This window comes from Bacillus sp. OTU530, assembly GCF_038440375.1.
Window position 1 is genome coordinate 26,311 of sequence record NZ_JASATP010000025.1, and the last position, 23,619, is coordinate 49,929.

Below are 23,619 nucleotides of genomic sequence, written 5' to 3' on the forward strand. Positions count from 1 at the left end.
TTGCAAAATCTGCTATTTTACATAATTACATAGCTTACCAATATTCTCAACTTCCACAGAGACAACATCCCCTAGCTTCAGTGGGCAACTGCCAGAAGGTGAACCAGTGGCCAAAACATCCCCTGGCTCCAAAATTTTTCAATCCTTTTCTGTATTGTTTATTTTATGGGTTTATTGATGATTTACGGATTAAATACTTGGCTGCCAAAATTAATGCAAAATGCTGGCTACCCTTTAATTTCCAGCTTAGGGTTTGCAATTTTTCTAAATGGCGGCGCTTTAATGGGAACTGTTATTATAGGAGTTATCGCGGATCGAAAAGGGTCTAAAAAATTAATAGCAGGTCTTTATGTCCTTGGTGCAATTTGTCTTGCGCTTCTTCGAATCAAAAGTAATATGTTTTTCCTCTATTTCTTAATTTCTATTGCAGGTGTTTGTACAATGGGGAACCAAAGCTTACTGAATGCTTTCGTTTCACAATATTACCCTGCAAATGTTAGATCGACAGGAATAGGACTTGCCAATGGAGTTGGAAGATTAGGAGGAATGTTAGGGCCTACATTAGGCGGTATGCTTTTATCACTAAATTTCCCTATTACCTTATGTTTCCTTGTATTCGCCCTGCCTGGGGCATGCGCCGCTCTTGCCTTATCGCTAGTTAATAAAAATTCCAATAATATTAGTGTAGCTAGCCCGGAAAAACCACAATTAATTTAAACTCGCCGACTGGCGGGTTCTGCCCTTATACTGTGCTCCTAAAATTTCCGAATCTACGTCGAATTTGCATCCATATGGAAATTTACACCTTCTAATAGTGTAAAAAACCTGCTTTCCTTACGGTGAATAGGAGAACAGGTTTTTTTATACCTTTTAAGTAGCACAATTTATCATTTGATTCCTGTTAGTCCAAATTCGATTTTCTTCCATTTCATTGGAGGGATTTATTAAATAAAGTTATAATTAATATTGGAATCCTTCTTAATGATTGGAGATAATTGTATGGATTTATTCGATCTACAAAATAATATGAATAAACCTTTAGCCGAAAGGATGAGACCAGAAAATTTGGAGGAATTTTACGGTCAAAAACATCTATTGGACAAGGGAAAAATATTAAGAAATCTTATTGAACAAGATAGAATTACATCAATGATATTGCAAGGTCCCCCATCTACAGGTAAAACAAGCCTAGCACATATAATCAGTCAAAAAACAAATTCGGACTTTGTAAAACTGAATTCTGTTTCTCTCTCAGTGAAAGAGCTAAGAGAAACCATTCAAAAAGCAGAAGAAAGCCTAAAGCTATACGATAAAAAAACAGTGGTTTTTATTGATGAGATTCATGCGATGAAGTCGAATGTTCAAATGACCCTTCTTCCGGCTGTTGAAGATGGAACAATTATTATGATTGGGGCAACAACAGAAAGTGTAATGCATTCCATAATACCACCTCTTGTTTCGAGATGCAGGGTGTATACCTTTAAAAAACTTGAAAACCAGGAAATCAAAGAAATTGTAAGAACAGCATTTCACGATGCTGATAGAGGTCTAGGTGTATCCGATATTGTCATTGAAAATGATGCAATTGATTATTTAGCCGATATATGTGATGGTGACATTCGGGATGCATTAGGTGCAGTTGAAACGGCATATTTTTCATTGGAGGAAAGAAAAAATATAGACCTTGCTTTAATAAAAGAAGCCTATGAAAAGAGAATTAACTCAATTAATACTAACGATGAATATAATCTGATGTCTGCCTTTATCAAATCAATGAGAGGGAGCCAAACCAATGCTGCCTTGTATTGGCTAGCCAGAATGCTTTATTCCGGAGTAGATCCAATGTATATTGCCCGAAGAATTGTTGTTCATGCTGTAGAGGACGTAGGAATGGCAAATCCTCATGCTTTAACTACGGCGATCAACGCAAAGAATGCGGTTGAATTTATAGGTGCACCTGAAGGAAGGCTTCCCTTAGCTCAAGCGGTTGTATTTATCTGTGAGAGCCCCAAGTCAAATTCAGTTTATAAAGCAATCAACAGCGCTTTAGATTTCGTTAAGAATAATAAAGCCCAAGAAGTACCGAACGATATTAAGCAAGGAAGTAAAACCTATAAAAATCCGATAGACCACCCTTTTAATAATATGAAATATCTTGATAATTCTGATGGCATTGATTTTTACCGACCTCAAAATTCAGGAGTAGAAGCAAAAATCTATAAAAGGTATTACGGGGATAATTAGAATATGATATTATCCCTCTTGAGTAGACAGTTGGCAAAAAGCCCATACTATTTATTCAGGAGGGATGTTTGTGATGCGAAAGAAAACAACCTATTACATCAGTCAAGAGCGTTTGTTCCCTTTGCAACAACCCTTACATACTCCATACCATGTTTTAACTCCTTCTGAGCTATCAACTACATCGATTACGCCTTCACACACCTGACAAATAATCGTACCTTGTTTTACTTCCAATTTCGTAACCATCATTTTTGCTCCCCCCAACCCTTGTTTGTTCAAAATATGACTAACCCTCTTTTTAGAACAACTCTTACACACCCCGTACCATGTTTTAACTCCTTCTGGACTATCAACTGTATCGATCACATCTTCACACACCTGGCAAATAATCGTACCTTGTTTTACCTTCAATTTCTCAACCATCATTTTTTCTCCCCCTAACTCTTGCTTGTTCAAAACATGACTAACCTTCTTTTTAGAACAAGTCTTACACACTCCGTACCATGTTTTAACTCCTTCTGGGCTATCAACTGTATCGATCACATCTTCACACACCTGGCAGATAATCGTACCTTGTTTTACCTTCAATTTCTCAACTATCATTTCTTCTCCCCCTAACATTTTTTCTAGAAAAATTTATTTGATAACATGTAATTGATATTTACAAACTTAGACTTGTCTCATCGTGATAATAAGACTTGATTTTTGCTAAAGCTGGAGTATGAGTATCAGATATAATTTTTTGCAACATAATGATTTTCCCATCTAATTGTTTACTGATTTGGATAACAGACGGATCAGAAATCCCCTTCTTCTTTGCTACCTCGTGCATACTCTCACGATACTCGTTTATACTCTCCCTTAGAGCTAGTGCATTTCTCAAAATCATGGCTGTTACTTCCTTTCTGCTGTTTAGCAATGTTGTTAATCTATAGAAACTAATCCCTCTTTATAAAACCAGCACAAATTTCTACTCTCTGAATAAGTGTAATCGCTGGAATTGTATTGCAAAGCTGAAGGTAACTTCTTATATCAAACGCTTTCATGAAGCGCTTTCAAAAGTACTTTTGATCTAAGCAGTTCGATAAAGTAAAAGATACGTTCTTTCAATGGATTCCTCGATGACTTCCACTCTTTCTGAACAATTACAATCTTTCCATTTACCATACCTGCCTATTGTCCTGTTGACTACTTGTCTACTAAGTTACCTTGTGAATTAATTATAACTTTACTAATATTGTTTGTCAATACGGTTATCGAATGATTCTAAGCGCGCTTCATAGTGTCATCGTACATACGTCACTGTGTCCTATTAGCCTATCGATTGTGTTGCACATATACATACATTTCATACTGTCACGCGATTTAGCAACAAATTGAATAGGGAGAAACTGATTGGTTAAATTAACTAAAGCATATAAAACAAACATTCAAAGCCTAAGAAGAAGAAATTTGCAAGTGCATGCATTTCTGACTACGTCGAATGACTTCTAACTGGAAACTCATGCTTTCCTCCAGTGAAATAAACATGCTTCAGGCATCTGGGGAACGAATAACAATCGAGAAGTAAATAGGGGATGATATCCTTTGGGTATGTTCAAAATGATCCAGAGATTTAATTCTACTTCAAGCCCTAACAATCAACATATAAAGGAAAGCACACCTTTAAAAACTAATCTTCAAGAAAACATCCGAACGATTAGAAAACTAGTTGGAAATAGCCCAGATATTGTCATAAGGGAGTTTGGCATCGGAAAGAAAAGAGAGATCAAAATAGCGCTAGTCTTTACGGAAGGTTTATCTGATGCTCAATCTGTCAATCAGTTTATCATGGAATCTTTAATGTTGGATATACAAGAACATGATGTAAGTTTAGACCATCCCTCTAAGTTGTTTACCTTTCAACTACTGAAAGAGCTTCTCCCAGTGGGGAACGTCAAGGATGTTTCAGATTTTGAAGCCTTGCTTCCCTCCATCTTATCGGGGGATGCTGCCATCCTATTGAATGGATATTCTCAAGGTCTGATAGTTGGTTTGAAAGGATGGGAAGACCGCGGTGTCCAGGAGCCTTCTTCCCAAACAGTCATCCGTGGCCCGAAAGAGGGGTTTTCCGAAAACATCCGGACGAATACCGCATTGGTCCGGCGAAAAATTAAAGATCCTAACCTTTGGTTGGAGAACCTAACAATAGGAAGAGTAACGAAAACTACTGTTAACATCATGTATATCCAAGGGATTGCGAATGAAAAAGTCGTTGAAGAAGTACGGAAACGGCTTACCAGGATTGAAATAGATAGTATCTTGGAAGGCGGCTATATCGAAGAGTTAATCCAAGATGAAACATACACTGTTTTTCCCACGGTGTTTCATACAGAAAGGCCTGATGTCATTGCTGCCGGGCTTTTAGAGGGACGGATTGCAATCTTTGTGGATGGAACCCCCTTTGTCCTTTTGGTGCCGGTCATCTTCTCGCAATTCTTTTCGGCGGCGGAGGATTATTATCAGCGATCAGATATTGCTACGCTTCTGCGTTTGCTGCGTTATTTGGCTTTCTTCATTGCCTTACTGGCGCCGTCTTTATATATTGCGATTACGACTTTTCATCAAGAAGTGTTGCCTCCTGGACTATTATTTAGCCTAATGGCCCAACGGGAAGGAGTGCCTTTTCCGGCATTTATTGAAGCACTACTAACAGAGTTAATCTTCGAACTGTTGCGAGAGGCTGGGATTCGCATGCCAAGAGCGGTGGGCCAGGCGGTATCCATTGTGGGGGCCTTAGTGATTGGACAAGCAGCCGTAGAAGCAGGAATCATCTCGGCTTCAATGGTCATCGTAGTATCTATCACAGCTATTTCCAGCTTCATCATTCCTGCCTATAATTTGGCCATTTCTGTCAGAATTCTGCGCTTTGGGATGATGGGGTTGGCTGCTTCCTTCGGATTTTTGGGTGTTATTGTAGGGATTATCGCTGTCATGCAGCACTTATGTCAATTACGTTCGTTTGGAGTTCCCTATATGGCACCATTTGCCCCTATGGTGATGACTGATCAAAAAGATGCGATTTTTCGTGCACCTTGGTGGGGAATGTTCTCAAGGCCTCGATTTGTGAGTCAAAGGAATGTCAGCCGTGAAGATGATTCTTCTACCCAGCAGTCACGTAGAAAAACTTAAAAATTAATACAAAGGAAGGGGGAGTAGTTACGAAACAAGGACTGGTCGTATGGCTGATGTTAATAACCATGTTGTTTATACTTACCGGCTGCTGGAGTCGGGTGGAATTGAATGAACTTGCGGTCACTGTGGCCATGGGATTGGATAAAAAGGGAAATAAAGTTTTAATTTCTCAACAAATCGTTAATCCAGGAGCGATTGCTGCCAAAGGAGGTGCTGCTTCGAGCGATGCTCCTGTTACTTTGTTTAAAGAAACGGGGAACGGTATACAGGCTGCTGATCGAAAAATGATAACCTCCAGTACAAGAAAAATTTATACGGGACAACTACAAATGCTTATCATCAGTGAAGAATTGGCAAAAGAAGGACTAAGCGATGTATTAGACCACATATCCAGAGACCATCAATATCGAAGGGATTTTTTTGTAGTGATAGCTAGAGGAACAAAGGCTGAGGATATCCTTAAGGTTTATACCGTCATAGATAGGATTCCCGCCAATAAAATGCAACGTTCTCTAGATAACTCATCTAAAGCTTGGGGGACAACAGTTTCCGTCAGAATGGATCAGTTTATGTCAGATATCATTAGTAATGGAAAAGAAGCCGTACTCACAGGCATTAAGGTACAAGGAAATCGCAATCTAGGTGAAACTACAAAAAATGGGCAACAAATTGATCCCAGTGCTAAGTTGCAATATAACGGTCTTGCCGTGTTTAAAAAGGATCGGCTGGTCGGTTGGTTAAATGAAGAGGAAAGTAAAGGATATAACTATACTCAGGGTAAGATAAGTAGCACGAGTGTTGTCTTTCCTTGCTCCCGAGGGAAGAAGAATATAAATGTGGAAGTGCTTCGTACTCAAGAAGAGACTCAATTCAAGAAAATAAACGATACACCTCAAATAAATATCAAGATTAGTCTCGAAGGCAATGTAGCTGATGCACAATGTGCTATTGATTTATCAAAACCAGAAACGATTACTCAATTAGAGAAATTAACGGAAAAAACTATAAAAAGGACCATTGCAGCAGCACTAAAAGCAGCGCAAAAAAAATACAAATCTGATATTTTCGGATTTAGAGATGTAGTCAACCGTACCAATCCTAAATATTTGGAAAAGGTGCAAAAGGATTGGGATCAGGAGTTTCCGGATTTGCAAGTCAATGTAGCAGTGAAAGCCGATATTCGACGTGTATTTGTAACTAAAAAATCATTTCGGGAAAGGATAGAAGAGTAATTTAGATGTGGTCTATTGCGGGAATAATAATCGTAGGAGTTATCATCATGTTCATTAAGATTCCTTCCCTTTTGAAGAAAAATCATAAAAAAGATCTATGGGTGTTTTCTTCCCTACTGCTTCTGGGTATTGTCCTAAATATTTTGGAGCAGATGGAGGTAAGTCTTCCAAACCCACTTGAGGGAATTACAGCTATCTTCCAGCCTTATAGCAAGATTATTTCTAACATATTCAAGTGAAACAGGTGATACAGATGCAAGAGAGCGGTAAAATTGCCCCCCGCCAGTTTATGATTTTCATCATCCTATTTATGATTGGCAGTTCCATTCTCCTACTGGCAAAATTTATTGCTGCGGAAGCAAAGCAAGATGCTTGGATAACCGCTATCATCCTTGCTGGATTAGGGCTTTTGCTGGCATGGTTATACAAAGCACTAGGAAATCTTTTTCCAGATATGACCTTGGTTGAATACAGCCAAGAAATTTTAGGGAAGTGGATAGGAAAAACACTATCGCTTTTATTCTTCACTTATACAGTTTTCCTTTGTGTTATTACACTCCGGCAGATCAGTAATTTCTTTACATCGACCATGATGCCGGAAACGCCGATTGAGTCGATACATATCCTTTTGTTAGGCATCGTCATTATGGGGGTGCAATACGGCTTAGAAAATATGGCCCGTACTTCTGAAATCTTCTTTCCCTGGGTTTGTATTCTTTTTTTTACGATAGTTATCTTTGTTTCTCCGCAAATGGAGTTTGAAAACATTCAACCTATATTTGCAAAAGGGGCAAACCCTATCCTTCATGCTGTTTTTATGCAACTGGGTTTTCCTTATCTGGAGCTTGTTTTATTTTTAATGATATTCCCCTATGTGAATCGGGTTAAGGAAGCAGGTAGAGCTTTTTTAACAGGGAGTATAATAGGGGGAATCATTCTCTTCTCAATTACCCTGCTGACTATACTAGTTTTGGGAGCTGAAGCAGCAGAAAATGAACATTTTCCCAGCTATATATTGGCTCAAAAAATCGATGTCGGCAGGTTTTTCCAACGAATAGAGACCATTATGGCTGGCTTATGGATTATTACTACCTTTTTCAAGCTGCAGATTTGTTATTATGTATCCGCATTAGTGCTCGCTCAGACGTTGGAAATGCATGATTATCGCTCTCTGACTCTTCCATTCGCCATGATCCTGATGGTCCTAGCTGTTGTGATAGCACCCGATATGAGTTATTTGATTAACTTTATTGCAAATATTTGGACACCCTATTCTCTCGCGTTTGGTCTTTGTATGCCATTGTTTCTTTTCATAATAGCTAAGGTGAAACTGAAGTTTTTGGAAAGGAGTAAAAATTGATATTGTAATAGGAGCCGCAGCAAGATAGGATGCACATTCATTCCTATACCTTACTTGGATACTCACCGATTGACGAGCCCTGCCCCCGAGCGAAGACAGAGGCGTAGCCTTACTTATACTGTATTCCTAAAATTTCTCGCTACGTCGAATTGTCTTCCAGCTAAAAGTTTATACTTTCTTACAGTGTGAAAAAGAACACTATATAAAAATAAGTGTTCTTTAAATATCCTTTAAACTTTAATATTTCGGCCAGGAAACTCAGCCTATCCTCCACATTATCACTAGTGATAATATCAATCCCACTATCAATCCTTTTCTCGATGGGCTCTCCCTTAACGGATCTCAATGCTTGTTTAACACTTACATATCCCATATCATAAGGATTCTGCGCCAAAGTAGCACTTAGCCGTTCCCCTTCAATAAGCTTCAACATTTCCCTCGTTCCGTCTGTTCCGATGACAGGAATCTTTAGACCTTTTTTCTCGATTATCCTTAATGCATGTAAAGCCAGTACGTCATCTGTAGCAAATACACCTTTGATATCAGGGTAGCTCTGCAAAATGCTCTCCATTACCGGCTTGGTCTGTCCAAATCGATCGTATCCTAGTTGCTCTGTAACAATTTCAGCTCCGACAGCTTCTAATGCCTCTCTCGCTCCTTTTATTCGCTCATTCGCGACTGAGCTCACTGACATTCCGCGGATAAGAGCTACCTGATCTCCCGGTTGCAGCATAGAGCCCAATAGTTCTCCTGCTTTTTTTCCTAAGACATAGTGGTCGGTTCCAATATAGGTTGTTTGCTTCTCCCATCCAGCATCTGTATCTACCATTAATGTAGGGATATTTTTGTTCTGATATTCCTTCAACACAGGAATAGTCGCAGACGGATCCGTTGGTGCAACAATTAGTGCATCTGGATGCCTCTTCAAAATGATCTTTAACATTGCAAGCTGTTTTTCAGACGAGTATTCAGAATTAGGTGCAATTACTTCTCCATCTATATTATAATCATCAAAAGCTTTTTCTGCTCCTGCTTGAATGGTTTTCCAATACTCGTCATTTAATTGTTTCAAAACGACAACTATCCTAGGTTTATCACTTTTTTAAAAGCCGTAATTGTAAAACCTATCAACATGAAGAGAGCAACTACACAAATTAATGGAACCGACCAACTATTTTTCACCTTTTTTCCCCCTTATATAGTGCCGTATCGGGCCTTAATTCATATTAAAACGACCACTTAACTTGTAATTAACATAGAAGTTAGGCACATAATTAAAAGGATTATCCTTATCAATGGTTAATAGTTCGGTCAACTTAAACATGCAAGAGCTAATTCCGTACTATGGACTTTTTCTCATCAGAATCAGTTACGCTTTGTTTGAAGAACCAAATTCACGCATTTTTCCAATGACTGTTTCCTTAATTGCATCACGACCTGGACCGATAAATTTACGTGGATCGTATACTTCTGAATCTGTATTTAATATCGCTCGTGCAGCTTTCGTAAACGCAATTTGATTCTCTGTATTTACATTAATTTTTGCCGTTCCTAATGAGATAGATTTTTGAATTTGATTGGTTGGAATACCTGTGCCACCGTGTAAAACTAAAGGTAAACCAGTTGCTTTACAAATTTGTTCCATTTCCGTGAAGCCTAAATTTGGCTCCCCTTTGTAAGGGCCATGAACAGAACCTAACGCAGGCGCAAGACAATCAATACCAGTACGCGCTACTAACAGCTCACATTCCTTTGGATCTGCGTAGATAACTCCCTCTGCAACTACATCATCTTCTTGTCCGCCAACAGTACCTAGCTCCGCTTCAACAGATACACCACGTTCATGGGCGTATTTCACTACCTTTTTAGTCGTTTCCACATTTTCTTCAAATGGATGGTGAGAAGCATCAATCATCACCGATGTAAAACCAGCGTCAATGGCTGCTCTACATTTTTCAAAACTAGAACCGTGGTCCAAATGGATAGCTACAGGAACAGTGATATTCATTTCCTCAATAAGAGCTTCCGCCATAGCTGTTACTACCTTAAAACCACCCATATAGCGGGCAGCACCCTCCGAAACACCGAGAATTACTGGCGATTTCTCCTCTTCGGCTGCGGATAAAATCGCTTGTGTCCATTCCAAGTTATTGATGTTGAACTGACCAACCGCATACCCTTCTACTAAAGCCTTCTTTAACATTTCTTTCATTGAAACTAAAGCCATCTGAACATCCTCCTTAATAAATAGACCCTAACTTTTATTTCCTATAAGAGTCTATATGTAAATGAATCATCTACATACAATTTACATACGAACTCTCATAGGTTATCTATCTCATTACCTTCTCGTTTGTGATCAAGTTAATGATTTCACCAATTGCTGTTCAGTTCCCCTGCAAGGGATCAATCATAGTTCAACACATTAATCGTTTTACTAGTTCATTAGTCGATTCATATACTGTTATTTTATTGACACGATTTTCATGTCTGCCGCCTTCAAAAGGTGTTGTTAGCCATATTTTTGCGATATCACGGGCTAATCCCGGACCAATCACACGCTCTCCCATAGCTAATACGTTTGTATTATTATGTTCTCTCGTTGCCTTAGCACTAAACGTATCATGCACAAGCGCACAACGAATGCCTTTCACTTTATTGGCTGCAATGCTCATCCCAATGCCTGTCCCGCAGATTAAAATCCCTCGATTCACCTCACCGTTTGCTACCTTTTCAGCGACTGGAAGGGCATAATCCGGATAATCAACAGAGGTATCACACTCACATCCTAAATCTACATACTCTATATTCATCTCCTCCATTAATGAGATGATTTCCTTACGAATGTTCATACCCCCATGATCAGATGCAATCGCCACTTTCATGTTTCTTCCTCCTCATGTATTTCTAGTGTAAAAGTGTTTCTAATAATCTATATTGATCCTGCTTATCGGTTCTTTTGGCATTAACATTTTCAAGTTCTTCATGGATCACTTTATTCTCTTTCATGCCAACAGCCCGGCCGGAATATCCATTTACCAGCAATTCGACTGCCGTAATGCCCAGCTTACTTGCTAATACCCGGTCAAATGCTGATGGGTGTCCTCCTCTTTGGATAAAACCTAACACTGTAGTTCTTACACTAAGATTCAACTTTTCTTCAATGTATTGTTGTAATTGCTGCAGATCATACATTCTTTCGGTCACGATGATGAGGTTATCATGTTTTCCGTTACTTATTCTTGCATGCAGCTTTGAACATATAGTAGCAAAATCTAACTTTCTCTCTGGAGTAGATATGATTTCTCCTCCACCTGCTAAGGCTGAATATAAGGCCAAGTCACCACAATATCTTCCCATCACTTCGACAATAGTTGTTTTATCATGGGAAAAATCAGTATCCTTAATTTTACCAATACAATCCAAAACTGTATTTAACGTCGTATCAAATCCAATGGAATAATCTGTATAAGCCAAATCATTATCAATCGTTCCAGGTATACCAACTACTTTCACACCTAGTTCATGTAATCTTTCGGCTCCTTGTAAGGACCCTTCCCCACCTATTACAACTAAAGAATGTATACCAAATTTTTGTAAAACTTGAAGAGCCTTTTTTCTTCCCGTTTCTTCCATAAATTCTAAGGATCTAGACGTTTTTAAGATCGTGCCGCCTCTTTCTGCAATATCCTCTACCTCTGAAGAAGTTAAGGGATGAATTTTACCGTCAATTAAACCTTGGTATCCACACTGTATGCCCATTACCTCTAGATGATAGTAATTTGCTGCTTTTACTACAGCCCTGATAGCGGCATTCATTCCCGGGGCATCTCCACCACTTGTTAAGATCCCTAGTTTATTCATCAGCCCTACACCTCTTACATAATTAAGAATTTTAATAGTTTATGAAGAAGTTCCAGCAGTTAGATAAACGTAGCCGCTGGAACTGTAATTGCATCATGTACAAATCGTCTTTGTCCTTCTTAGCTAATTTTCTGTAGTTCTTCTTCGACATTCCGATTTAGAGCTTTTCCTGACTGTTTTACCAAGAAAAGAATGATACAAGCACCTATAATCATGCTAATCCCCATGAAAACCATACTAATCGTAAACGATCCTGTCGCATCCTTAATATATCCGACAACATACGGTCCGAAGAATCCACCAAGATTTCCGACACTATTAATGAGTGCAATCGCACCGCCGGCGGCGGCTCCTGTTAAGAAAGAAGGCGGAATCGCCCAAAATGGAGAATATGCCCCAAATGCTCCGCATAAAGCAATCGTTAGAAATACAAATGATAATACAATGCTTGTACTTGCCACATAGCTGCTAATCATCATGGCAATCGCACTTACTGTTAAACATACCGCGACATGCCAGCGTCTTTCGTTCTTCTTGTCGGAATGATTTCCAACTAGAATCATTGCTACCATCGCACACACGTACATAAGCCCTAAAATCCAGCCCATGTTCTGCATACTAAGACCTGTTTTCTGGGATAATCCTTGCGAAATCGTTGGTAAAAACATGTTGATTCCGTAATAACCAACCATCCAGCAGAAGTATCCTGCAGATAAGATGAGCACATCACGATCCTTTAAAGCCTGAGCGAACGTGTAGTGTTTTACTTGCTGTTTTTCAAGGTTTTCTTTTGTTATCACATCAATTAACCATTGTTTCTCATCTTTGTTCAACCATTCTACATCTTCAATCTTGTCATCAAGATAGAAAAAACAGATGATCCCTAAGATCATTGCCGGAATCGCTTCCAAAATAAACAGCCATTGCCAGCCAGCTATATCGAACCAATGGATACCGAGTAAAAAAGTAGAGAGGGGAGCACCTAACGCATTCGCACCTGGTATTGCCAGCATGAATCCTGCGATTGCTTTCGCATGATGTTTTGTTTGATAAAAACCACTTAAGTAAAATACCATACACGGATAGAAACTCGCTTCCGCAACCCCTAACAGAAATCGCGCTGTATAAAATTGCAGGGGGGTTTGTACGAAAGCCATGCCCACAGCAAGGAGAGCCCATGTAACCATGATTCTACTAATCCATTTTCTCGCGCCAACTTTTGTCATCATGGCACTTCCAGGTACTTCTAACAGGAAATAACCTAAGAAGAAGATCCCTGCCCCAAGTCCAAAAACAGCATTCGAAAAACCCAAATCTTCGTTCATTTGCAAAGCAGCAAAGCCAATATTCACCCGATCTAGTATAGCGATGATAAAACATAGAAATAAAAATGGAATTAATCGTAACGTAACTTTTCTCGTAGCTGAACGTTCTAAAGCGAATTGATCCAAAATAATTCCTCCTAACACTTTCATACCTTTCTTTTTTCAACCCTTCATTTCATCGGGTTTAAAGGTAATCCCTTACATTAAACGCTTTCAAAAACACTTTTATGCTGAGTCCTTTCACAAAACGAAAGATACCTCATATCAATTAAGCCTTTCATAACTCTCTCTTATAGTCGCTATTTTTTAAACAATTGAAAACTTTCTATACACCCTCTTTTCATCTTACATTCTTATCTACTTGTCTACTAAGGTAACTTACAACATGAGTATAACTTTACTAGTATTGTTTGTCAATACGATTCTGCACTTAATACAAATCTTATGAAACATTCATGACTCTTAAACTGGTACTGCGGCATAGCCTCAAAAAAAATCCCCTCCTTCTTTAGGATGGGGATTTTTTTGTGTAGAAGTATATTTATTTTATCTTATTTCATGCCCTGCAATTTTCTTAGATCAATCTCTCCAATATCGATCATATAAGTTTTGCATATGTTTCGTCATGATTTCGACTGCTTCTTGTTCATTGTGATCTGCAATCGCTTCAATTATTAATTGATGTTCCTTGAAATTCACATCTCGATAATCTGGTCGAGTTACGGTGCGATCCCGAATAAACTTCCACATTTCCTGTTGCTTCATTGCATTACTAATAGCCGCCATGATGTTAATAAAGAGATCATTGTGGGAAGCCTTCGCAATGCCGCAGTGCAATTTTTCATCTGTTTCTGGCACATATACACCGGCCTTCGTTTCTTCCTCCATCTGTTTGATGGTGGCACGAAGCTCCTCTATATCTTCATCTGTAGCTCTTTGCGCTGCAAATTTTACAATAATAGGCTCTATATCCATCCTTACTTCTACAATATCCTCTGGAGATATAGAATCAAAAAAGATGGCTGCTTGGGACTGATCGGATGCGAGCTGATTGCTTTTCACATAAACACCCTCACCCTGACGAGAGTAAATAATACCATTCAATTCTAATGCGCTAAGAGCCTGGCGAATAGGGGCGCGGCTTACACCAAACTGTTCGCATAGCTCTCTTTCAGCTGGCAGCTTATCCCCTATTTGAAATGCACCCGATTGGATTTGCGAAAGAATTTGATTATAAATTTGCATATATAATTTCTTACTAGATACTGGATTAAAGCTAATGACAATCACTTCTCCCTATATTGTATTCGTTATGCTTTACGTAATTAGATGTAAATAATTATATAGAAATTTATTTAAAAGGGCAATCAATCTAAGAGGCTGAAGGAATCTAGCAGTGTTGAACAGAAATAATCGTCTTTCTTAATTAGTTTTCTGTAGTTCTTCTTGGGTATTCCGATTTAGAGCCTTTCCTGACTGTTTTACCAAGAAAAGAATGATACAGGCGCCTATAATCATGCTAATTCCCATGAAAACCATACTAATCGTAAACGATCCTGTCGCATCCTTAATATATCCGACAACATACGGTCCGAAGAATCCGCCAAGATTTCCGACACTATTAATGAGTGCAATTGCACCGCCAGCAGCGGCTCCCGTTAAGAAAGAAGGCGGAATTGCCCAAAACGGAGAGTATGCCCCAAATGCTCCGCATAAAGCAATCGTTAGAAATACAAATGATAATACAATGCTTGTACTTGCCACATAGCTGCTAATCATCATGGCAATCGCACTTACTGTTAAACATACCGCGACATGCCAGCGTCTTTCGTTCTTCTTGTCGGAATGATTTCCAACTAGAATCATTGCTACCATCGCGCACACGTACATAAGCCCTAAAATCCAGCCCATGTTTTGCATACTAAGACCTGTTTTCTCGGATAAGCCTTGCGAAATCGTTGGTAAAAACATGTTGATTCCGTAATAACCAACCATCCAGCAGAAGTATCCTGCAGATAAGATGAGCACATCACGATCCTTTAAAGCCTGAGCGAACGTGTAGTGTTTTACTTGCTGTTTTTCAAGGTTTTCTTTTGTTATCACATCAATTAACCATTGTTTCTCATCTTTGTTCAACCATTCTACATCTTCAATCTTGTCATCAAGATAGAAAAAACAGATGATCCCTAAGATCATCGCCGGAATCGATTCTAGAATAAACAGCCATTGCCAGCCAGCTATATCGAACCAATCGATACCGAGTAAAAAAGTAGAGAGGGGAGCACCTAACGCATTCGCACCTGGTATTGCCAGCATGAATCCTGCGATTGCTTTCGCATGATGTTTTGTTTGATAAAAACCACTTAAGTAAAATACCATACACGGATAGAAACTCGCTTCCGCAACCCCTAACAGAAATCGCGCTGTATAAAATTGCAGGGGGGTTTGTACGAAAGCCATGCCCACAGCAAGGAGAGCCCATGTAACCATGATTCTACTAATCCATTTTCTTGCGCCAACTTTTATCATCATAGCACTTCCAGGTACTTCTAACAGGAAATAACCTAAGAAGAAGATCCCTGCCCCAAGTCCAAAAACAGCATTAGAGAAACCTAGGTCTTCGTTCATTTGCAGAGCAGCAAATCCAATATTCACCCGATCTAGTATGGCAATTATAAAACATAAAAATAAAAACGGAATTAATCGTAACGTAACTTTTCTCGTTGTGGAACGTTCTAATGCAAGTTGATCCAAAATACTTCCCCCTTATGCGTTTCCATGGCTGTCCTTTTTCAAAGCTTCATTTTCTCGAGCTTAAAGGTAAACCCTTATATGAAGCGCTTTCAAAAATACTTTCATTCTGTAATATGAAAAATTCATGTTAATTAAGCCCTCAATACATTTCCCTCTTATGTTATCCATTTTTAATAATTACAAGTGTTCTATCAATCCTCTTCCTGCCATTGTACACCTTACATCTTGTATACTAAGTATACTTTAAATGTGAGTATAACTTTACTAGTATTGTTTGTCAATAACTGTATCCCTAAAATCTCCGACTATGTTGAAGGACTTCTATCTGGAAATTTATCCTTTCCTACAGTGTGAAAAAGAAAAAAATTCCCCTTCATTTTAGAGAGGGCACTGAAAAAGTCCACTTAAAGAGAAAAACAAGCTGACCACCTACTATATGTAGAGGATTAGCTTGTTTTTATTTTCTGTATATTGATAAAAGTTTCTTTATTTACCGAAATCACACACTTTTTCAGTGGCCTCCATTTTAGATGGGGAATTTTTTTATATAAGAATATATGTATTCTTTCAAATTTCAGAATGTGTGGCAACAAAATACTATCTTGTTTTTATTAATTATTTACAGGGACTTGGGAAGGCTTAACTTCTATGTTAGCTATTTTTTCATAGTATTGGATAATGCCTCCATGGTCGTCCTGTAATTTGCCATCTGCCTTAAGTGCATGAAATATTTCTAAAAGCTGACTTGTTAATGGAAGTGGAACATCAATTTCATGTGCTGTATTCATTACATTTGTAATATCCTTCATATTGATGGCTATCGTACCACCAGGGACAAAGTTTCTATTCATAATCTTAGGAAGCTTCTCTTCAAGTACAGCACTTCCAGCAAATCCTCCTCTTATCGCTTGAAACATTTTCTCAATATCAATTCCAGCTTTTGCAGCCAAAATAAGAGCTTCGGACATTGCAGCGATATTAAGATTCACAATAATCTGGTTTGCTAATTTAGCTGTAACTCCACAGCCAACGTCTCCAACTAATGTAACATGTTGCCCTAACACGTATAGAATAGGACTAACTTTTTCAAATACTTCTTTCTTACCGCCAACCATAATCGCTAATGAACTGTTAATTGCTCCAATTTCCCCACCACTAACAGGGGCATCTAAAAAATCAACATCTTTTTTGGCTGCCTCTTCTGCAAGTTGCTTTGAGACAGTAGCTGTGATAGAGCTCATATCGACAATGATTGATCCCTTTTTCGCACCTGCTAAAACTCCCTTTTCACCTAGAACAACTTGTTGTACATGTGTTGATGCAGGAAGCATTGTGATAATCATCTCACAATTTTCAGCTACTTCCTTCGCCGTATGTTTTGCAGTTGCACCAGCTTCCACTAAAATTCTCACTGCTTGTTGATCCAAATCATTTACCAAAAGCGTATATCCAGCCTTAATAAGATTTAAAGCCATCGGTCTTCCCATAATACCTAATCCTATAAATCCAATTTTTCTTGTCATTATTCTTTCCTCCCAGCACAATTCTCTGTCCTAGAAAATCGATAGTCACTGCTATTCAGCTAAATATATTATGTCAAACTGATCAATGAACTCTTTTAATATTTTTGACAAGCTTATCAACTTGTCTACTAATATATTTTAGTAGCTAGCTGGATCTCTATTATGAGCTGTGTTTCTATACGAAGCGATTCATATGCTGAACAAGGGATAAAGCTATCCAAAGCGAGATCGAATTAATACATACATGAATTGGAATAGTGTCATTGGAGTCTCTATATCGCTAAGAAATCATATTTGCACCAAAACCATTAAAGGTTTTAATGGTTGATAAGGAAATTCCAGCAGCTAGATAAACGTAGCCACTGGAATCTTATTTAAGATTACTTTTTGGATTAGCTAGATTTTTCTAGTTTTTTTTCGCTATCCTGACTTAGGGCCTTTCCTGATTGTTTGACTAAGACAAGAATAATGAAAGAACCTAAGATCATGCTGCTTCCCATGAAAATCATACTAGTCGTAAAGGATCCTGTTATATCCTTAATGTACCCTACAATGTATGGTCCAAAGAATCCCCCAAGATTTCCAATACTGTTAATGAGTGCAATCGCACCGCCAGCGGCAGCTCCTGTTAAGAAAGAAGGCGGAATTGCCCAAAATGGAGAGTATGCACCAAATGCTCCGCATAAAGCGATAGTTAGAAATACAAACGATAATACAATGCTTGTACTTGCCACATAGCTGCTAATCATCATAGCAATCGCACTTACTGTTAAACATACCGCCACATGCCAGCGTCTTTCATTCTTCTTGTCGGAATGGTTCCCAACTAGAAACATTGCCACCATCGCGCACATATACATAAGTCCTAAAATCCAGCCCATGCTTTGCATACTAAGACCTGTTGTCTCAGATAAGCCTTTCGAAATGGTTGGTAAAAACATGTTAATTCCGTAATACCCTACCATCCAGCAGAAATATCCTGCAGATAGTATGAGAACATCACGATCCTTTAAAGCCTGCGCAAATGTATAGTGTTTTACTTGTTGTTTTTCAAGGGCTTCTTTTGTTGTAACATCAATTAACCATTGTTTCTCATCCTTGTTCAACCATTTTACAGCTTCAATCGTGTCATCAAGATAAAAATAACATACAACGCCCAAGATAAGGGATGGAATCGCTTCCAAAACAAACAACCATTGCCAACCTTCCATACCCAACCAGTGAACACTTAGCAAGAAAGTGGAGAGTGGAGCACCTAATGCATTCGCACCTGGTATCGCTAACATAAATCCTGCAATCGCTTTCGCATGATGTTTCGTTTGATAAAAACCGCTTAAATAAGCGACCATACATGGGTAAAAACTAGCTTCGGCAACCCCTAACAAAAATCGCGCTGTATAAAATTGCATAGGGGTTTTTACGAAGGCCATTGCAACAGCAATAAGAGCCCATGTAACCATGATTCTACTAATCCATTTTCTTGCACCAATTTTCGTCATCATAGCACTTCCAGGTACTTCTAACAGGAAGTAGCCAAGGAAGAAGATCCCTGCTCCAAACCCAAAAACGGCATTAGAGAAACCCAAATCTTCGTTCATTTGCAGAGCTGCAAAGCCAATATTTACCCTATCTAGTATAGCGATTACAAAACATAGAAATAAAAACGGAATTAATCGTAACGTAACTTTTCTCGTTGTGGAACGTTCTAACGCGAGTTGATTCAAAATAACTCCTCCTTATGCACTAGCATGCCTTTCTTTTTCCAAGCCTTTATTTCATTAAGGTTGAAGGTAACTTCTTTCGTTAAACGCTTACATTAAACGCTTACAAAAAATTCTAAGTATTTCGGTTAAATAAAAGATGAGTTCTACCAATAAGATCCTTAATGACTTTCATTGTCATAGCCACCTCTTTTTGAACTCCTACAATCTTTCTATTTACCCTCCCTTTATTTTTGTATTCTTGTTAACTTGTATACTAAGTTACCTTACAATTTAAGTATATCTTTGCTAGTTTTGTTTGTCAACACGATTATAGAATTATTCTAAATCTTATCGAAAACTCTTGATTCTTAAACTGCTGTCACAGCTTAGTATCGGAAATTCACCGACTGGTAAGCCGTTAGACGAAGATAGAGGCGTGTTTGCACTTACACTGTATACTTGTACCTTCTTCTATTAAACTTATAACTAGAGACCGTTTAACAGCATTCTTTAAAGAGATTACAGAAAGATACCTCTATACTGTATTCCTAAAATTTCTCGCTACGTCGAATGGTCTTCCAGCTAGAAATTTATACTTTCTTACAGTGATAAAAAGTTTATAGCACCCTTAGAAAGCGGAATAGGGCCCCCTAATCCAATCACTCGTGAGAGACTAGCGGGCCACTTATTTAGCGTGTGTAAAAATAATATAAAAAGGATTTAAAAGGCCGATATCATAAGAGACGTTATATTTGAGAAAAAAACACCTCATAATTTAATCTCTCCAATACCGATCATATAAGTTTTGCATATGATTCGTCATGATTTCGACTGCTTCTTGTTCATCGTGATTTGCAATGGCTTGAATGAGTAATTGATGCTCCTTGAAGTTAACATCTCTATAATCTGGTCGAGTTACGGTGCGATCCCGAATAAATGTCCACATTTCCTGTTGTTTCATTGCATTACTAATAGCCGCCATGATGTTAATAAATAGATCATTGCGGGAAGCCCTCGCAATGCCGCAGTGCAATTTCTCATCTGTTTCTGGCACATATACACCAGCCTTTGTTTCTTCCTCCATCTGTTTGATGGTTGCACGAAGATCCTCTATATCTTCATCTGTAGCTCTTTGGGCGGCAAATCTTACAATAACAGGCTCTATATTCATCCTTACCTCTACGATATCCTCTGGGGATATTGAATCAAAAAAGATGGCCGCTTGGGATGTATCGGATGCAATCTGATTGCTCCTCACAAAAACCCCTTCTCCTTGACGGGAATAAATCATGCCATTTAATTCTAATGCGCTAAGGGCTTGGCGAATAGGCGCACGGCTTACACCAAACTGCTCGCATAATTCTCTTTCAGCTGGCAGCTTATCACCTACTTGAAATGAACCCGATTGAATTTGCGAAAGAATTTGATTATATATTTGTATATGCAACTTTTTACTAGATACTGGGCTAAAACTAATAATAGTAATCACTTCTCCCCATATTGTTTATAATGTTTCAAGTAATTAAAGATAAAAATTTACATAAAAAAACAGTAAGTGTAAGGCTTTAAAAGAAGCATTGTTTAGTGGGAAGACGGCAACAAAAATCTCTATTTATCCATTATCCCTTTAATAATAATATACAGGCATACCGAATCGGGATGCCTGTATATTAAGATGCAATATAAATCAGTCCATGTGTGAACCACCGTTAATATCGATTTCTTCACCTGTAATATAAGATGCTTCTTCTGAAGCCAAGAATGCAATCGCCGAGGCAATTTCTTCTGTTTCTCCTGGTCTTCCCATAGGGATTCCTGCAATCACGTTCTTCGCCTGCTCTTCAGGAAGGGATTTCCAAATATCTGTATTCACAAGTCCTGGCGCTATACAGTTTACCGTGATTCCATCAAGTGCAACCTCACGAGCAAGGTTTTTAGAGAAGCCCAATACAGCAGCCTTTGAAGCAGAATAATGCGGTCCTCCAAATACGCCTCCTCCTCGTTTCGCTGAAACGGAAGAAAGACTAATGATTCTGCCATACTTTTGTTTTTTCATTGTTTCCAATACAGCTTGCGTGCATAGGAATAACCCAAACATATTTACATTAAATACTCTTGTAATGTCTTCAAGCGTCATATCTTCAACAGTTACTTTTTGTGAAATCCCTGCATTATTGACAAGGATATCAATTCTTCCATATTCCTGAAGAATTTTTTCAACCATAGCCTCATTTGATTCTTTGCTCGTTACGTTTAATTCTACGCCTAAAGCTTTTCCACCAGCTTCAGTAATCGCATTCACTGTATCCTGAATGCCATCCATATTCAAATCAGCTACAACAACTGCCGCTCCCTGTTTTGCAAGTGTTAACGCGATTGTGCGTCCAATCCCCCTTTTAGAACCACTGCCAGTAACAATTGCTACTTTATTATCTAATCTAAACATATTCTATTCTCTCCCTTTGCTCTTTTTATTTCAGCATTTCTTTCGCTGTTTTAACTATGTTTTCAATCGTAATTCCATTCATCTCTAACAATTTTTCATATGGCGCAGATTCTCCAAACTTATCTTGCACCCCGATTCTTCTTACAAGCCCTTTGCCTTCTTCTGCTACTACTTCACAGACTGCACTTCCCAAACCATTTAAAATATTGTGGTCTTCAACCGTAATGATTTTGCCAATGTTTAAACATTCAACCACAGCGTCTCGATCTAGCGGTTTAATCGTATGCATATCTAATAGCTTTACAGAAATTCCTTCTTGTTCTAATTGCTTGGCTGCTTCTAAAGCAAGATATACCGTATCGCCATTTGCAATAATCGCGATATCTGTTCCGTCTTGAACCTGTTTTGCTTTTCCGATTGTAAATTCTTCATTTTCATCATAGATAAATGGAACTGTATCACGAGTAAAACGAAGGTATACTGGTCCATAGATTTCTGCTGCTTGTGCTACTAATTTTCTAGTAGAATGATAGTCAGCACCCATAATAACAGTCATATTTGGAATCGTTCTTAATACTCCCATATCCTCGATACTTTGATGGCTTCCCCCGTCATTCGCTGGTGTAAGCCCGCCATGAGAACAAGCAATCTTTACGTTTAGGTTCGGATAACAAATTTCTTGTCGAATTTGTTCCGCCATTCGCAATGAACCAAATACTGCGTAAGTGCTTACAAAAGGGATCTTACCCGTTGTTGCAAGTCCTGCAGCTAAGCCAGCACCATTTTGTTCCGCTATCCCAACATTCACATGCTGATTCGGCAATTGTTGTGAAAATGCTGTAGTCTTACATGACTTACCGATATCAATATCCACTACATAAATATTTTTATTCTTTTTGCCCAATTCGACAATTTCATCACCAAAGGCTTCTCTCGTAGCTTTTTTCATTACAACTTTGTTTGCCGTTACGCTCATTATTTTAACCCCCCGGATACTTCTTCTAGTGCCTGAGCATACTCCTTATCATTTGGAGCAACACCGTGCCAGTTGACTACGTCTTCCATGAAAGATACTCCCTTGCCTTTTACCGTATTACATACGATACACTTCGGCTTTCCGTTCTTTGCTTCTCTCACATCGTCTAATGTTGCAACAATCTCTTCCATAGAGTGCCCATCAATTCGTTTCGTTTCAAAGCCAAATGCCGCAAATTTCTTTTCTAGATCTAGATTTGGCATAATTTCTTCCGTTGTACCATCAATCTGTAAGCCATTATCGTCAACAAAGACAACTAAATTGTCTAATTGATATTTCACTGCACTTTGCGCCGCTTCCCAGATTTGACCTTCTTGACATTCGCCGTCTCCTACCATAGCAAACACTCGATATTCTTTTTCATCCCTTTTGCCTGCTAAGGCCATTCCAACTGCGCAAGAAAGTCCTTGTCCTAAAGATCCTGTAGAAATATCAATACCAGGACATTTTTTCATATCAGGATGTCCTTGGAATGGAGATCCATACTGTCTTAATGTGTAAATCGTTTCATACGGTACATACCCTCGTAACGCTAATGCTGCATATTGGATCGGACAAACATGTCCTTTTGATAAAACAAATCGGTCACGGTCTTCCCATTTAGGATTATTAGGATCAATATTCATTTCTCCAAAGTAAAGTGCTGCCATTACATCAGCTGCGGATAGAGAACCTCCCGGATGTCCAGATTGTGCCTTGTGAATCATTGTAAGCGCTGTCTTTCTAAGCTCAATTGCTTTTTGCTTTAACTCTTCAATATTAGTAGCTTTCATATCAGTCACCTCATTAAATTATGACTTGCCGTTTTATATTTTAGTTAAAGACTTCTTAGTATTGTTATGTTGTTTACTTGTCTACTAAGTTGCCTTATGAGTTTAGTATAGCACCGATCTAGCATTTGTCAACTTAGTTTTTATCGAAATCAATTTCTTAATTGTAAAAAACTCAATTCTTGCCC

General features: G+C 38.5%; 22 protein-coding genes. 6 read left to right on the forward strand and 16 right to left on the reverse strand.

All coding sequences use genetic code 11. The annotated features are described in order from the left end of the window. Nucleotides 1-12 precede the first annotated feature (12 nt). Nucleotides 13-132 (reverse strand): fumarylacetoacetate hydrolase family protein, encoded by a 120-nt coding sequence (locus tag AAHB12_RS18225; RefSeq protein WP_342046337.1) that lies wholly within the window; start codon nt 130-132, stop codon nt 13-15. 21 nt (nt 133-153) lie between these two features. Between AAHB12_RS18225 and AAHB12_RS18230 the strand changes: the two genes are divergently transcribed. Together AAHB12_RS18230 and AAHB12_RS18235 are read left to right on the forward strand one after the other, a co-directional pair. After that, nucleotides 154-717 carry an MFS transporter gene (locus AAHB12_RS18230; protein WP_342046368.1) on the forward strand — a complete coding sequence of 188 codons (564 nt, stop codon included), beginning with the start codon at nt 154-156 and terminating at the stop codon, nt 715-717. 282 nt (nt 718-999) lie between these two features. Next, the gene (locus AAHB12_RS18235; RefSeq protein WP_342046338.1) at nt 1,000-2,244 is read left to right on the forward strand and encodes a replication-associated recombination protein A; all 1,245 of its coding nucleotides are present in this window, start codon (nt 1,000-1,002) and stop codon (nt 2,242-2,244) included. Between the two features lie 102 nt (nt 2,245-2,346). On the opposite strand, the gene AAHB12_RS18240 is transcribed toward AAHB12_RS18235, so the two are convergent. Both AAHB12_RS18240 and AAHB12_RS18245 read right to left on the reverse strand, forming a co-directional pair. Further along, nucleotides 2,347-2,847, reverse strand: coding sequence for a GapA-binding peptide SR1P (locus AAHB12_RS18240; RefSeq protein ID WP_342046339.1), 501 nt, complete (start codon nt 2,845-2,847; stop codon nt 2,347-2,349). Nucleotides 2,848-2,905: 58 nt separating this feature from the next. Beyond that, the gene (locus AAHB12_RS18245) at nt 2,906-3,133 is read right to left on the reverse strand and encodes a Spo0E family sporulation regulatory protein-aspartic acid phosphatase (RefSeq protein ID WP_129731221.1); all 228 of its coding nucleotides are present in this window, start codon (nt 3,131-3,133) and stop codon (nt 2,906-2,908) included. A gap of 704 nt (nt 3,134-3,837) precedes the next feature. Between AAHB12_RS18245 and AAHB12_RS18250 the strand changes: the two genes are divergently transcribed. Genes AAHB12_RS18250 through AAHB12_RS18265 form a run of 4 tightly spaced genes read left to right on the forward strand, consistent with a single transcriptional unit; the run spans nt 3,838 to nt 8,010 of the window. Further along, complete coding sequence (locus tag AAHB12_RS18250; protein ID WP_342046370.1) at nt 3,838-5,415, forward strand: spore germination protein; 1,578 nt, start codon at nt 3,838-3,840, stop codon at nt 5,413-5,415. Between the two features lie 56 nt (nt 5,416-5,471). Further along, on the forward strand, nt 5,472-6,650 hold the full coding sequence (locus AAHB12_RS18255) for a Ger(x)C family spore germination protein (protein WP_342046340.1): 1,179 nt from the start codon (nt 5,472-5,474) through the stop codon (nt 6,648-6,650). A 47-nt stretch (nt 6,651-6,697) separates the two neighbouring features. Then, nucleotides 6,698-6,889 (forward strand): hypothetical protein, encoded by a 192-nt coding sequence (locus AAHB12_RS18260; protein ID WP_342046341.1) that lies wholly within the window; start codon nt 6,698-6,700, stop codon nt 6,887-6,889. Between the two features lie 14 nt (nt 6,890-6,903). Then, nucleotides 6,904-8,010: a GerAB/ArcD/ProY family transporter gene (locus AAHB12_RS18265; protein ID WP_342046342.1), complete on the forward strand. Its 1,107-nt coding sequence runs from the start codon at nt 6,904-6,906 to the stop codon at nt 8,008-8,010. A gap of 178 nt (nt 8,011-8,188) precedes the next feature. Here AAHB12_RS18265 and AAHB12_RS18270 read toward each other — a convergent pair whose 3' ends face one another. From AAHB12_RS18270 to AAHB12_RS18330, 13 genes are all read right to left on the reverse strand, one after another. Next, nucleotides 8,189-9,094, reverse strand: coding sequence for a sugar ABC transporter substrate-binding protein (locus AAHB12_RS18270; RefSeq protein WP_342046372.1), 906 nt, complete (start codon nt 9,092-9,094; stop codon nt 8,189-8,191). Nucleotides 9,095-9,379: 285 nt separating this feature from the next. Further along, nucleotides 9,380-10,237 (reverse strand): class II fructose-bisphosphate aldolase, encoded by an 858-nt coding sequence (locus AAHB12_RS18275; protein WP_342046343.1) that lies wholly within the window; start codon nt 10,235-10,237, stop codon nt 9,380-9,382. Nucleotides 10,238-10,427: 190 nt separating this feature from the next. Next, nucleotides 10,428-10,895 (reverse strand): ribose 5-phosphate isomerase B, encoded by a 468-nt coding sequence (gene rpiB / locus AAHB12_RS18280; RefSeq protein WP_129731239.1) that lies wholly within the window; start codon nt 10,893-10,895, stop codon nt 10,428-10,430. Nucleotides 10,896-10,917: 22 nt separating this feature from the next. Next, nucleotides 10,918-11,874 carry a 6-phosphofructokinase gene (gene pfkA / locus AAHB12_RS18285; protein WP_342046344.1) on the reverse strand — a complete coding sequence of 319 codons (957 nt, stop codon included), beginning with the start codon at nt 11,872-11,874 and terminating at the stop codon, nt 10,918-10,920. A gap of 119 nt (nt 11,875-11,993) precedes the next feature. Continuing rightward, nucleotides 11,994-13,325, reverse strand: coding sequence for an MFS transporter (locus AAHB12_RS18290; protein WP_342046345.1), 1,332 nt, complete (start codon nt 13,323-13,325; stop codon nt 11,994-11,996). A 453-nt stretch (nt 13,326-13,778) separates the two neighbouring features. After that, nucleotides 13,779-14,489, reverse strand: coding sequence for a FadR/GntR family transcriptional regulator (locus AAHB12_RS18295; protein WP_342046346.1), 711 nt, complete (start codon nt 14,487-14,489; stop codon nt 13,779-13,781). A 132-nt stretch (nt 14,490-14,621) separates the two neighbouring features. Next, complete coding sequence (locus AAHB12_RS18300; RefSeq protein WP_342046347.1) at nt 14,622-15,953, reverse strand: MFS transporter; 1,332 nt, start codon at nt 15,951-15,953, stop codon at nt 14,622-14,624. 611 nt (nt 15,954-16,564) lie between these two features. Continuing rightward, the gene (garR, locus tag AAHB12_RS18305; protein WP_342046348.1) at nt 16,565-17,476 is read right to left on the reverse strand and encodes a 2-hydroxy-3-oxopropionate reductase; all 912 of its coding nucleotides are present in this window, start codon (nt 17,474-17,476) and stop codon (nt 16,565-16,567) included. A gap of 392 nt (nt 17,477-17,868) precedes the next feature. Continuing rightward, nucleotides 17,869-19,200 (reverse strand): MFS transporter, encoded by a 1,332-nt coding sequence (locus AAHB12_RS18310; RefSeq protein ID WP_342046349.1) that lies wholly within the window; start codon nt 19,198-19,200, stop codon nt 17,869-17,871. A 754-nt stretch (nt 19,201-19,954) separates the two neighbouring features. Next, a complete protein-coding gene (locus tag AAHB12_RS18315; protein ID WP_446715583.1) occupies nt 19,955-20,668 on the reverse strand; it encodes a FadR/GntR family transcriptional regulator in 714 nt (237 codons plus the stop codon). A gap of 198 nt (nt 20,669-20,866) precedes the next feature. Next, a complete protein-coding gene (locus tag AAHB12_RS18320; protein ID WP_129727664.1) occupies nt 20,867-21,625 on the reverse strand; it encodes an SDR family NAD(P)-dependent oxidoreductase in 759 nt (252 codons plus the stop codon). Between the two features lie 25 nt (nt 21,626-21,650). Next, nucleotides 21,651-22,601, reverse strand: a complete 951-nt coding sequence (locus tag AAHB12_RS18325; protein WP_342046350.1) for a transketolase family protein — start codon at nt 22,599-22,601, stop codon at nt 21,651-21,653. Continuing rightward, nucleotides 22,601-23,443: a transketolase gene (locus AAHB12_RS18330; RefSeq protein ID WP_342046351.1), complete on the reverse strand. Its 843-nt coding sequence runs from the start codon at nt 23,441-23,443 to the stop codon at nt 22,601-22,603. The genes AAHB12_RS18325 and AAHB12_RS18330 overlap by 1 nt, the downstream gene beginning before the upstream one ends. Nucleotides 23,444-23,619: the final 176 nt, after the last annotated feature.